This window comes from Rhodococcus sp. 5G237 (assembly GCF_053764735.1).
This window is the reverse complement of record NZ_JBSNCD010000002.1, coordinates 396,598-409,041: the sequence shown is the minus strand read 5'-3', so window position 1 is coordinate 409,041 and position 12,444 is coordinate 396,598. Positions and strand designations below refer to the sequence as shown.

Annotated in this window: 9 protein-coding genes; 7 read left to right on the top strand and 2 right to left on the bottom strand. The window is 68.6% G+C overall.

What is annotated here, in order from left to right; genetic code table 11:
• The first annotated feature begins 96 nt into the window (after positions 1 to 96).
• Entirely contained in the window at positions 97 to 1,920 is a 1,824-nt protein-coding gene (gene treS / locus ACWPOC_RS05230; protein WP_455408144.1) for a maltose alpha-D-glucosyltransferase, read from the top strand.
• The gene (locus tag ACWPOC_RS05225) at positions 1,917 to 3,311 is read left to right on the top strand and encodes a maltokinase N-terminal cap-like domain-containing protein (protein WP_455408143.1); all 1,395 of its coding nucleotides are present in this window, start codon (positions 1,917 to 1,919) and stop codon (positions 3,309 to 3,311) included. The genes treS and ACWPOC_RS05225 overlap by 4 nt, the downstream gene beginning before the upstream one ends.
• Before the next feature lie 64 nt (positions 3,312 to 3,375).
• Here the strand turns inward: ACWPOC_RS05225 and ACWPOC_RS05220 are convergent, their stop codons facing one another.
• The gene (locus ACWPOC_RS05220) at positions 3,376 to 5,799 is read right to left on the bottom strand and encodes an ATP-dependent Clp protease ATP-binding subunit (RefSeq protein WP_455408142.1); all 2,424 of its coding nucleotides are present in this window, start codon (positions 5,797 to 5,799) and stop codon (positions 3,376 to 3,378) included.
• A 150-nt stretch (positions 5,800 to 5,949) separates the two neighbouring features.
• Here ACWPOC_RS05220 and ACWPOC_RS05215 point away from each other — a divergent pair, with 150 nt between their 5' ends.
• From ACWPOC_RS05215 to ACWPOC_RS05205, 3 genes are all read left to right on the top strand, one after another.
• The gene (locus ACWPOC_RS05215) at positions 5,950 to 6,414 is read left to right on the top strand and encodes a MarR family winged helix-turn-helix transcriptional regulator (protein ID WP_455408141.1); all 465 of its coding nucleotides are present in this window, start codon (positions 5,950 to 5,952) and stop codon (positions 6,412 to 6,414) included.
• Positions 6,411 to 6,833 carry an organic hydroperoxide resistance protein gene (locus ACWPOC_RS05210; RefSeq protein WP_455408140.1) on the top strand — a complete coding sequence of 141 codons (423 nt, stop codon included), beginning with the start codon at positions 6,411 to 6,413 and terminating at the stop codon, positions 6,831 to 6,833. The genes ACWPOC_RS05215 and ACWPOC_RS05210 overlap by 4 nt, the downstream gene beginning before the upstream one ends.
• A gap of 78 nt (positions 6,834 to 6,911) precedes the next feature.
• Positions 6,912 to 9,212: a DEAD/DEAH box helicase gene (locus ACWPOC_RS05205; RefSeq protein ID WP_455408139.1), complete on the top strand. Its 2,301-nt coding sequence runs from the start codon at positions 6,912 to 6,914 to the stop codon at positions 9,210 to 9,212.
• 52 nt (positions 9,213 to 9,264) lie between these two features.
• Here the strand turns inward: ACWPOC_RS05205 and ACWPOC_RS05200 are convergent, their stop codons facing one another.
• Positions 9,265 to 10,152 (bottom strand): oxidoreductase, encoded by an 888-nt coding sequence (locus tag ACWPOC_RS05200; protein ID WP_230788114.1) that lies wholly within the window; start codon positions 10,150 to 10,152, stop codon positions 9,265 to 9,267.
• A gap of 165 nt (positions 10,153 to 10,317) precedes the next feature.
• Here ACWPOC_RS05200 and ACWPOC_RS05195 point away from each other — a divergent pair, with 165 nt between their 5' ends.
• Together ACWPOC_RS05195 and ACWPOC_RS05190 are read left to right on the top strand one after the other, a co-directional pair.
• A complete protein-coding gene (locus ACWPOC_RS05195; protein ID WP_455408138.1) occupies positions 10,318 to 11,490 on the top strand; it encodes an RNA polymerase sigma factor in 1,173 nt (390 codons plus the stop codon).
• Between the two features lie 102 nt (positions 11,491 to 11,592).
• Positions 11,593 to 12,315: a GntR family transcriptional regulator gene (locus tag ACWPOC_RS05190; protein WP_455408137.1), complete on the top strand. Its 723-nt coding sequence runs from the start codon at positions 11,593 to 11,595 to the stop codon at positions 12,313 to 12,315.
• The last annotated feature ends 129 nt before the right edge of the window (positions 12,316 to 12,444 follow it).

Genomic DNA, 12,444 nt, shown 5'->3' with positions numbered 1-12,444 from the left:
CTCACATAGCGTTCCGTCCGGTCCGGGTGTGGAAATCCGTCCGCCGGGGCATTCTGGGGCGAGTCCACCCTGCGACGCGACGAGCACGGAGGTGCCATGCCGGATCCGTCCGACCGAGTACCCGAATACGAACACACCGAAGACGGTCATCTCGTCGAGAGCCGGGCCGAGGACTTCGCCCATGCGCGCAGCCTGCCCGTCGACCCGGACTGGTTCAAGACCGCGGTGTTCTACGAGGTCCTCGCCCGCGCTTTCAACGACTCGAACAACGACGGCACCGGCGATCTGCGGGGGCTGACCGAGAAACTCGACTACATCGCGTGGCTCGGCGCCGACTGCATCTGGCTGCCGCCCTTCTACGATTCACCGCTCCGAGACGGCGGTTACGACATCCGCGACTTCCGTGCCGTCCTACCGGAATTCGGCACGGTCGAGGATTTCGTGACCTTCCTCGACGAGGCACACAAACGCGGTATCCGCGTCATCACCGACCTCGTCATGAACCACACGTCCGACACGCACGCGTGGTTCCAGGAATCGCGGAGCGACCCCGACGGGCCGTACGGCGACTTCTACGTGTGGTCGGATGTCGACGACCGATACCAGGAAGCCCGCATCATCTTCGTCGACACCGAGACGTCCAACTGGACGTGGGATCCGGTGCGCAAGCAGTACTACTGGCACCGGTTCTTCTCGCACCAGCCCGACCTGAACTACGACAACCCCGAGGTACAGGACGCGATGCTCGACGTCCTGCGCTTCTGGCTCGATCTCGGCATCGACGGGTTCCGCCTCGACGCGGTCCCCTATCTGTTCGAGCGCGAGGGGACCAACTGCGAGAACCTCCCCGAGACGCACGCCTTCCTCAAGAAGTGCCGTGCGGTGATGGATGCCGAATATCCCGGCCGGGTGATGCTGGCGGAGGCGAACCAGTGGCCCACCGACGTCGTCGAGTACTTCGGCGAGCCCGAGATCGGCGACGAGTGCCACATGGCCTTCCACTTCCCGCTGATGCCGCGCATTTTCATGGCGGTGCGGCGACAGAACCGTTTCCCGATCTCGGAGATCCTCGCCCAGACCCCGCCGATCCCGAAGACCGCCCAGTGGGGCATCTTCCTCCGCAACCACGACGAGCTGACCCTCGAGATGGTGACGGACGAGGAACGCGACTACATGTATGCCGAGTACGTCACCGACCCGCGGATGCGCGCCAACATCGGCATCCGCCGTCGTCTGGCGCCGTTGCTGGAGAACGACCGCAACCAGCTCGAGCTCTTCACCGCCCTGTTGCTGAGCCTGCCGGGCTCCCCCGTCCTGTACTACGGCGACGAGATCGGCATGGGCGACAACATCTGGCTCGGCGACCGCGACGCGGTTCGGACCCCGATGCAGTGGACCCCCGACCGCAACGCGGGCTTCTCCCGCGCCGACCCGGGCCGGCTGTACCTGCCGGTGATCATGGATCCCACCTACGGGTACCAGGCGGTGAACGTCGAATCGCAGATGAACTCGACGAACTCGCTGTTGCACTGGACGCGTCGCATGATCCAGGTCCGCAAGCAGCATCCCGCCTTCGGCAAGGCCTCGTTCACCGAACTCGGCAGCGCGAATCCCGCGATCCTGTCCTATCTGCGCGAGATGTCGCCCAGCCCGGAACGCAACTACAGCGACGTCATCCTGTGCGTGAACAACCTGTCGCGCTATCCGCAGGCGGTCGTCCTCGATCTGTCGCGCTTCGCCGGGTGGATCCCGGTGGAGCTGACCGGGTCCGTCCCGTTCCCGACGATCACGGAGGAGGGTTACATGATCACCCTGCCCGGTCACGGATTCTTCTGGTTCGCCCTGCAACCCGATCCGTCGAAGGAGGGACCGGGCGAACACCCGGTGAGCAGCGAAGCGGAAGCGGCGGTGCAGCCATGACGACCAACAACGAGCTCTACCCGGACGAACGGCTCGTCGAGGATCTGCGCGAATGGATGCCGCACCAGCGATGGTTCGCGGCCAAGGGCCACACCATCACCGGGATCGGTGTCGTCCTTCGTCATCCGCTCGTGGAAGAGGCCGGTTTCGGGGCCGACCACCTGATCGTGAAGGTCTCGCTCGACTCGACCGCGGACCAGATCTATCAGGTGCCCCTCGGTTTCCGTTCCCATCTCCCCGAGGAACTGCAGTCGTGGAGCGTGGTCGGCCCCGACGACTCCCACGACCACGGCCTGCACGTCTACGACGGCCTCCGCGATCAGGAGATCCTCGACCGGTATTCGCGCAATCTGGCGAGCGGCACCCCCGCCGGCCCGGTGGATCTCCACACCGCGCCGGGCGCGGTCATCGAACCGGGCCTGCGTGGGCGTGCGCTGAGCGCGGAGCAGTCCAACACCTCCGTGGTCCTCGGAGAGAAGTTGCTGCTCAAGATGTTCCGTCGGCTCACGCTCGGCATCAATCCGGACGTCGAGCTGCCGCTCGCGCTCGGCGAGGACGGATGCCGGTCGATCGCCCCGATCCGGGCGTGGATCGAAGCGGAGGTCGACGGGGTCCGCACCACGCTGGCGATGGTGCAGGACTTCGCGGCGAACTCGGCCGACGGCTGGTCGATGGCGCTCGGCAGTGTCCGGGACCTGCTCCTCGAAGGAGACCTGCGCGCCGACGAGGTGGGCACCGACTTCGCTGGGGAATCCCATCGCATCGGTGCGGCCGTGGCGGATGTGCACGCCCATCTCGGCTCCGCGCTCGGCACCGACGAGCGCGCCGCCGCCGAACTGGCCGAGGGCATGATCCGCCGGCTCGAGGGTGCAGCGGCCGAGGTCCCCGAGCTCGCCGAACTCACCGACGCGGTCCGGGCCCGGTTCGAGGAGGTCGCGGCGCAGGGTCAGGTTCCGGTGCACCGCATCCACGGCGACCTGCATCTCGGGCAGGTGCTGCGCACCCCGGAGCGCTGGTTGCTCATCGACTTCGAGGGCGAACCCGCGAAGTCCCTCGAGGAGCGCCGCAAACCCGACAGTCCGTTCCGGGACGTGGCGGGAATGCTGCGGTCGTTCGACTACGCCGCGCACCACTCGATCCGTGAATCCGAACAGGGCACGGCGGTGGAGTCGCAGCGGGAGTTCCGGGCACGGGAGTGGGCCGAACGCAACTGCGCCGCCTTCTGCGACGGCTACGCGGCTGCCTCGGGCACGGATCCGCGGGACTCCGACGTCCTGCTGCGCGGTTACCAGCTCGACAAGGCGGTCTACGAGGTGGTCTACGAGGCACGGCACCGTCCCTCGTGGCTGCATCTGCCGCTCGAGGCGATCCGTCGTCTCACCGCCCGCTGACCACCGCCCGAACGCGGGAAGGGGAGAGATGCCGTGGCATCTCTCCCCTTCCTCGTCGTGCGGGTCAGGTCACCTGGAGCAGCAGTTCGTCCTCGACGACGTCCGCCGTGACCCGGTTGCCCTCGGCGAGCGCGTCGTCGAGCAGCATGTCGGCGATGCGGTCGTCGACCACCCGGGAGATCGAGCGGCGCAACGGACGGGCACCGAACTCGGGTTGGTGACCGTTGCGGGCGATCCACGCCACCGCGTCGGCGGTGAACTCCAGATCGATCCCCTTGCTCTGCAGCCGCTTCCGGCTGTCGTCGAGCAGCAGCTCGGTGATCCGATGCAGCTGGTCGTCGTCGAGCTTGCGGAACATCACGATCTCGTCGATGCGGTTGAGGAACTCCGGCCGCATCGATTCGCGCAGCCGTCCCATGACCCGATCGCGCAGCGGCTTCTCGGCCGCCTCGGCGTCACCGGTGGTGAAGCCGAGCGCGCCACCGCGGCTCGAGATGATGTCCGAACCGAGGTTGCTGGTCATGATGACGACGGTGTTGGTGAAGTCCACCGTGCGTCCCTCACCGTCGGTGAGGCGACCGTCGTCGAGGACCTGCAGCAGCGTGTTGAACACGTCCGGGTGCGCCTTCTCGATCTCGTCGAGCAGCACCACCGAGTAGGGGTGACGACGCACCTGTTCGGTGAGCTGCCCGGCCTCGCCGTAGCCGACGTAACCGGGAGGGGCGCCGACGAGACGGCTCACGGTGTGGCGTTCGCCGAACTCGCTCATGTCGACGCGCAGCATGGTGCGCTCGTCACCGAAGAGAACCTCGGCGAGTGCCTTCGCGAGCTCGGTCTTGCCGACGCCGGTGGGACCGAGGAACAGGAAGCTGCCCACCGGACGACGCGGGTCACTCATGCCGGAGCGGCTGCGCCGCACGGCGCGTGCCACGGCGTGGACGGCTTCGTCCTGCCCGACGACACGCTTGTGCAGCTCGTCCTCGAGAGTGCGCAGCCTCTCCTTCTCGGCACGGGTCATCTGCGCGGCGGGGACCCCGGTGGCCCGCGAGACGATCTCGGCGATCAGCTCGGGGTCGACGGTGGGAGTTCCCTCGCCGTCACCCTCACCACCATCGATCCGCGCCTGGATGCGCAGGATCTCGTCGCGGATGCGTGAGGCCTCCTCGTACTGTTCGGCCTCGACCGCGCGATCCTTCTCCGCTTCGAGTTCGTCCAGCCGCGAACGCAGTTCGGTCACGTCGGTGCGCGGCACCCGCAGGCGCAGTCGTGCACCGGCCTGGTCGACGAGGTCGATCGCCTTGTCCGGCAGGTGCCGGTCGGGCAGGTACCGCATCGACAGGTCGACGGCCGCTTCGAGCGCTTCGTCCGTGTACCGGACCTTGTGGAACTCGGCGTACCGATCGGCGAGACCCTTCAGGATCGCGACGGCGTCGTCGCGGGCGGGCTCGTCGACCGTGACCGGCTGGAAACGACGTTCGAGTGCCGGATCCTTCTCGATGTGCTTGCGGTACTCGTCGAGGGTGGTCGCACCGACGACGTGCAGTTCACCGCGGGTGAGCTTCGGCTTGAGGATGTTCGCCGCGTCCATCGCGCCCTCGTTACCGGCGCCCGCGCCGACGACGGTGTGGATCTCGTCGATGAAGACGATGAGCTTCCCCTGCTGGGCGGTGATCTCGTCGAGTGCCGCGGTGAGGCGTTCCTCGAAGTCGCCCCGGTAGCGGGTTCCGGCGACCATCGCCGTCAGGTCGAGCTGGACGATCCGCTTGTCCTGCAGGATGTCCGGGACGTCGCCGTCGACGATGCGCTGGGCGAGTCCTTCGACGATGGCGGTCTTGCCGACGCCGGCCTCACCGACGAGCACCGGGTTGTTCTTGGTGCGTCGGGCGAGGATCTCGACCGTCTGCTCGATCTCGTCGGCACGGCCGATGACGGGGTCGATGCCGCCGCCGCGGGCCCGCTCGGTGAGGTCGACGCCGAACTTGTCGAGGGTCGGCGTCGGGGTTTTCTCCGCGACGGGAGCTGCGGGGGTGGGCTGCAACGCGGTCTGCAACGACTGCGGCGTCACGCCCAGCGATGCCAGCAGACGTCCAGGAGCGCGGGTCTGGTCGGCCGCGAGCGTGAAGAACAGGTGCTCGGGGTCGATGTAGGTGGAGCCGAGCGCACGCGAGAGTTGGTGCGCTTCGAGGAGTGCGGTCTTCACTGCACCGGTCAGTGCGGGTGCGGAGACGGCCTCACCGGGGCGGCTCTGCGGCAGCCGCTGGTCGACGGCGGCAGCGACGTCGGCGGGGTCGGCTCCGGCGCGCGTCATGACCGTGCGGGACGGATCCTGCTCCGCCATCGCGCGAAGGAGGTGCAGCACGTCGAGTTCCGCGTCACCACGGTCGGTGGCATAACGCGCTGCGTGGGCGAGGAGGTCCTGGATACCGCGGCTCATGAAACGTGTGATGTCGATTCGGCCGGGGCCACCAGGCCCGAAGAATGCCGGCATTCCGAAGCCTTTCTGTCGAACTTGAGCCATTCTCACTCAACTAACGTGCCCAGAGTTCTCTCAATTCCCACATGGAAGTGATCTGGAACACGTATCGAGTTGTGGCCATTAATGTTGTGCACAACAAAACGGGGCGCTACATTCATTCCCGTGCCGTCTCCACTCGAACTCGACCAGCAGGTGTGCTTCGCGCTCTACCGCGCCTCCCGCACCATCACGGCCGCCTATCGGCCGCATCTCGATCGGCTGGGCATCACCTACCCGCAGTACCTCGTGCTCCTGGCACTGTGGGAACGCGATGCGCGAGGCGTGCAGGATCTGTGCGACTCGCTCGATCTCGACACGGGCACACTGTCCCCCCTGCTCAAACGGCTCGAGGCCGCCGGATACGTCGAACGACGCCGGCAGCAGACCGACGAACGTCGTGTCGTCGTCCACCTCACCGAAGCGGGAGATGCACTCCGGACAGAGGCCGCGGACATCCCCGGCTGCGTGACGCGGGACAGCCGGTTCGACGTCGACGAACTGGTCGCGCTGCGCGAGACGCTCCACCGCCTGACCGCCGCGTTGCAGGAAGCACCCGGCGCACTCTCGAAGAAAGGCAGGATATCGTGAACATCATCTACACCGCCGAAGCACTCGCCACCGGAGCAGGCCGCGACGGCCACGCCCGCACCAGCGACGGCAAGCTCGACGTCGACCTGTCCATCCCCACCGAGATGGGCGGCAGCGGCAAGGGCACCAACCCCGAACAGCTCTTCGCCGCCGGATACGCCGCGTGCTTCCACTCGGCACTGCAGATGATCGCCCGGCAGGAGAAGGCGGACGTCAGCGACTCCGCGGTCGGCGCCCGTGTCGGCATCGGCCCTACCGACGGCGGCGGATTCGGTCTTGCCGTCACCCTCGAGGTGACCCTGCCGAACCTCCCCCGCGAGCAGGCGCTCGAGCTCACCGAGAAGGCCCACCAGGTGTGCCCGTACTCCAACGCGACCCGCGGCAACATCGCCGTCACCCTCGAGGTGACGGACGACTGAGTCACCCCCGAGGGGTGACGAGCGAGTGACGTGCCCCTGCGCCGCGCACGTGTCCACGCCGACCCGTAGCGTGGACATGTGCGCACGCAGGACCGGTCGCAGCTCTCGCTGTTCGCGACCGAACTCGATTTCCCCCTCGACGACTTCCAGGTCGAGGCCTGCCGCGCCCTCGAGGACGACCGCGACGTGCTGGTGTGCGCTCCCACTGGGGCGGGCAAGACCGTCGTCGGTGAATTCGCCGCCCGTCTCGCACTCTCAGCGGGCGGACGCTGCTTCTACACCACCCCCATCAAGGCGCTGAGCAACCAGAAATATCTCGACCTGTCGCGCCGGTTCGGCGACGACCGGGTCGGTCTGCTCACTGGCGACATCTCGCTGGACCCGCACGCGCCCGTAGTCGTCATGACCACCGAAGTGCTGCGCAGCATGCTGCACGGCGGCTCTCCGCTCCTGCACGGACTCACCCACGTCGTCATGGACGAGGTGCACTATCTCGCCGACCGCGAACGCGGCGCGGTGTGGGAGGAAGCGATCCTCTCGCTCCCCGACGACGTGCGGCTGACCAGCCTGTCGGCCACGGTGAGCAACGCCGAGGAGTTCGGTGGCTGGCTGCGCGGCGTCCGCGGCGACCTCGCGATCGTCGTCGAGGAAACCCGGCCCGTCCCGCTCACCCAGCACATGCTCGCCGGTGGGCGACTGTTCGACCTGCTGTCCCCGTCCGGCACCGTCGACGAGACCCTCGAGCGGTACATCGCCCACCGTCAGCTCGTCGAGGCCGCGCCCGCCCCCGCGACCGGCCGTGGACGACGACGGCGACGCGCGCGCGGAGCACCCGGACCGGCCGGTGCCGACCTGCCCGAGGTCGTCGCCCGGCTCGAGGCCGAACAACTGTTGCCGGCCATCTGGTTCCGGTTCAGCCGCAACGGCTGCGACGACGCCGTCACCGAATGCCTCGAATCGTCGGTCCGTCTCACCGAGGCGGCCGACGTCGCCGAGATCCGTGCGGTCGCCGACCGGCACACCGCCGCCCTGCCGCCTGCCGATCTCGACGCCGTCGGTCACACAGAGTGGCTCGAAGGACTCGAACGCGGTTTCGCCGCGCACCACGCCGGCCTGATCCCGGCCTTCCGTCACACCGTCGAGGAGTTGTTCGCTCGCGGTCTCGTGCGGGTCGTGTTCGCCACCGAGACCCTCGCCGTGGGGGTGAACATGCCGGCGCGCACCGTCGTCCTCGAACGCCTCGTCAAACCCACCGCCGACGGCCCGGTGCGCCTCTCTCCCGGCGAGTACACCCAGCTCACCGGTCGCGCCGGCCGCCGCGGCATCGATGTCGAAGGCCACGCCGTCGTGCTGTGGAGTCCCGAGGCCTCCCCCGCGACCGTCGCCGGTCTCGCCGGCGCACGCTCGTATCCGCTGCACAGTTCGCTGCGCGTCGGCTACAACACCGCGGTCAATCTGGTCGCCGGTCGCGGCATCCCCGGCTCCCGCGAGTTCCTGCGACGCTCGTTCGCCCAGTTCCAGGCCGAACGATCCGTCGCGGCGCTCACCGACGCCGTCCGCGCGAACACGACGGCGCTGCGTGATCTCGACACCGAACTCGGGGACGTCGAGGGCTTCACCGAGTACCGGCATCTGTGCGACCGGCTCGCCGAGGCACGGCGCTCCGGTTCGGCCGAGCTGGTGACGTCGCTGGCACGGGCGGTGCGGTCGCATCCCGCGCATCGACGCGGCGACAGGGAACGCCTTCTCGCCCTCTCGGCGCGACGCGCCGCGGTGCACGGCGACACCGAACGGATGCGGTCGCAGATCGACACGGTCACCGGCCGCCTCGTCGAGACCTTCGATCGCACACTGGATCTGCTCGAGGAGCGGGGTTATCTGCTCCGCGACCCGATGGGCGGGTCGGCCTACGTCACCGACGACGGTCGTCGCCTGGGCCGGATCTACTGTGCGAACGACCTTCTCGTCGCCGAATGCGTGCGGACGGGCGCGTGGTCGGGGCTGACACCGGCCGAACTCGCCGCCGTCGCCTCGAGCGCTCTGGGCGAGACCCGGCGCCGCACCGTCGGAGTCCCGGGACGCACCACCCCGGCGATCGACGAGGCGCTGCGCGCCACCTCACGGCTGTGGAGCGAACTCGCCGGACGCGAAGAGCGTCTCGGCCTGGAAGTGGGGCCGGATCCGGATCCGATCGCCGTCGCCGCGATCCACCGCTGGGCACGCGGGGACGGACTCGCCGCCGCCCTGCGCACCGCATCGGATGCGGGGCTCTCGGCAGGCGATCTGGTCCGGCGTTATCTGCGCACCCTCGACCTCGTGGATCAGACCGGACTGTGCCGGCGCGACGATCTGCCGCCGGTCTCGTTCACCCTGACCTGAGAACTGCAGCCCTGCAGGACTGCAGCCCTGCAGGGTCTACGGCATCGACGCTCTAGGGCATCGAGTACTCGACGGAGCACAGCCGCTCGGACAGTTCCCACAACCTCCGCGCCAGGATCTCGTCGCGTGACCGCGAGGTGGACTGCACCCGCTTCGGCCGGCCGCGCATCTCGAAGAAGGAATCCGGCCCGTAGTAGCCGCCCGGTTCCGCCTCCGGCGAGGTCGCCGCGTAAAGAGTCGGGAGTGCGCCCTGCTGCGGGGACTGCCCGATGATGGGGGTGACGAGTTCGACGATCTTCCCGTGCCAGGACTCGCTGCGGTACTGCAGATTCGTCGACGAATAACCCGGATGTGCAGCAAGCGAACTCACGCTCGATCCGGCGGCGCTGAGGCGCCGCTGCAGTTCGTACGCGAACAGCAGGTTCGCCAGCTTCGACTGCCCGTAGGCGAGCCACCGTTCGTAGCGGCGACGTTCCCAGTCGATGTCGTCGAGATCGATGCTGCCGATGCGGTGCATCGTGCTACTGACCGTCACCACCCGGTCGGTGATGCGGTCGAGCAGCAACCCGGTGAGGGCGAAGTGGCCGAAGTGATTGGTCCCGATCTGCATCTCGAAACCGTCGGCCGTCCGCCGCAGCGGCACCGCCATGACACCGGCGTTGTTGACCAGGACGTCGATACGCTCGTGCCGGGCACGCGCCTCGTCGGCGAACGCACGGATCGACGAGAGATCCGCCAGGTCCAGACGGCGCACGGTCGCGCGGTCGCCGAGGTCGGCCGCGACCGCCTCACCCTTGGCGACATCGCGGCAGGCGAGCACCACCTCGGCACCGGCCCGCGCCAGCGCCCGGGCGGTCTCCGCACCGAGTCCGCTGTTGGCCCCCGTCACGACCATCGTGCGTCCCGACAGATCCGGAATATCGTTCGTGGTCCACCCCATGCCCGCCACCCTACGGACGCGCGCCGCGTGGCGACACCCCCGTTTCCGGCGTCGACGGGCCCGATGGATCGCGTCCTCGCCGTGGGGCGCACCTGCTCGTAGACTTCCCCGGAACTCACGACCGCAGGCGCGCGGGGGCGCATGCACGACAGGGAGGTTCCATCGATGGGGCACCACCCCGGACGTCCGGACCGCGAACTCGCCGCAGCGTTGCGGAACGGGGAGCCGGACGCCACGGCAGCGGTCTTCGATCGTTTCGCCCCCGGCCTGTACGCGTACGCGTGCGGCTTCGTCGCCGTGTCGTCGGCCTCGGACGTGGTGTACGACGCGGTCTGGACGGCGACCGCACGGATCCGTTCGCTGCGCGACGAGAGCCTCCTGCGGGCCTGGCTCTACGCCGCGGTCCGCGCCGAATGTATCCGTGTGCTCGAGCGCACCGGCTCCGCCCTCGAATATCTCCCCGCGGCCGACCCCGCCTATCAGGCCGCCTCCGAGGTGCTCGACGTCCGTGAGGCGGTCCACCTGCTCGACGGCACCGCCCGCGAGGTCGTCGACCTCACGGTCCGGCATCACTTCTCGTCCCACGAGATCGAGGCAATGCTCGGCTCCGGCGGCGACGGACGTGTCCTCGCCCATGCGCAGGACTTCGTCGATCGTGCGGTGCCCCGGGTGCCGAACGCTCTCGGAACGTTCTCGCTTCTCCCGTTCACTCCCCTACCCGCGCACCTGCGGGGACGGCTGCTCGCGGTGCAGCCCTCGGAGGCGGAACTGATCGATCTCGGGCGCCGTCTCGAACCGCTGGACCGGGAGGGCTTCCCCCGTCGCGATCGCCGGACGAAGCGCACCGTTCCCGTCATCGCGGCATCGGTGGCGGTGTTCGCGGTGCTGGGTGTCGGCGCGTTGTTCGTGTTCCCGCAGGCCGAGCCCGTCGAGCGGCAGGTCCTGCGTCCTGCCGCCGAGCCGACACTCGACATGGGGTCGCCCGTCGCGACGACCACGACCGCAGCGACGACCGAGACCACGACCACCGAGGCCGCGGAGACGACGACGGAGGAACCCGAGGTCGAGGCACCGGTGGTGACCACCACCTCGGCACCGACCGCCGAGCCGGATGCGGAAACCACCGCCGCCCCCACCACGGCGACGTCGACCGCCGGTGGTTTCACCAGGCGCGGCGGGCCGGGACGCGACACCGAGCCGGACGAGGACCGCCCCCGCCGGGACACCGAGGAGAGCGACGCGCCGAACACGGGGACGCCTCGCCCCACCACGGGTACGCCCACCACGCCGCGGCCGATGCCGACGCTGCCGACCTTCCCTCCGCGCGGCGGCGCATGAGGGCCTAATCCCTGTCACGCAACGGAGACGAGGACGTAACACGACGGGTCTACCTTCGCGGAGTCGAGCACTCGCATTCCGGTGACGAAGGAGGACCCGGTCGTGGCACCACGCCGTAGATCCGCGTTGCTGGACGAGCTCCGCGTCGACGTACCGGGCCGCCCACAGGACGTGATCCTCGAGGAGCTGCGCCGCACCTTCCTCTCCGGAGCCGCACCCCCGGGCACGCCGATCCCCGTCGGGGAGGTCGCAGAGTTGTTCGGGGTGAGCCGCATCCCGGTTCGGGAGGCACTCAAGACCCTCATCGGCGAAGGCCTCGTGACCCACCGGCAGAACCACGGATACATCGTCGCCCAGCTGACGATCGCGGAGCTGCGCGAGATGTACCTCGTCCGTGAGACTCTCGAATCGGCGTCGCTCGCGGCGGCCGTGCGCAACGCCACCGAGGAGGACGACCGGCGCGTCGAGGAGTCGCATCGACTTCTCGAACGCGCTGTGCAGGAGGGAGACTCGCGTGGCTATCACCGCGAGAGCCGCGTCTTCCACATGGCCCTCACCAGGCCGTCCCGCATGCACCGCCTGCTGCACATGCTCGAATATGCCTGGAACATCACCGAACCCGTGCAGCCGATGGTGCACGTGAGCGATTCCGAGCGCGCCGAACTCCATCGCGAGCACGAGGCGATGCTCACCGCTTTCCTGGCGCGCGACACCGACGCGCTGCTCGCGGCGTCCGAACACCACAACCGGCATCTCGACGTCGCCATCTCCGGCCTCACCGCCGAATCCGGCCTGCTTCCCGCCGAAGATATACATTTCGGGTAACTCTCCGGCAATATCGCCCCGTTACGGTCTGCACATCGGAATTCACCACTGCCGTTGATGTTCCGTCGATCGATTCGACTCCGCCCACCGGCCTCGCACCGGGGCACGGGCGGCTCCCCCTCGCACAGG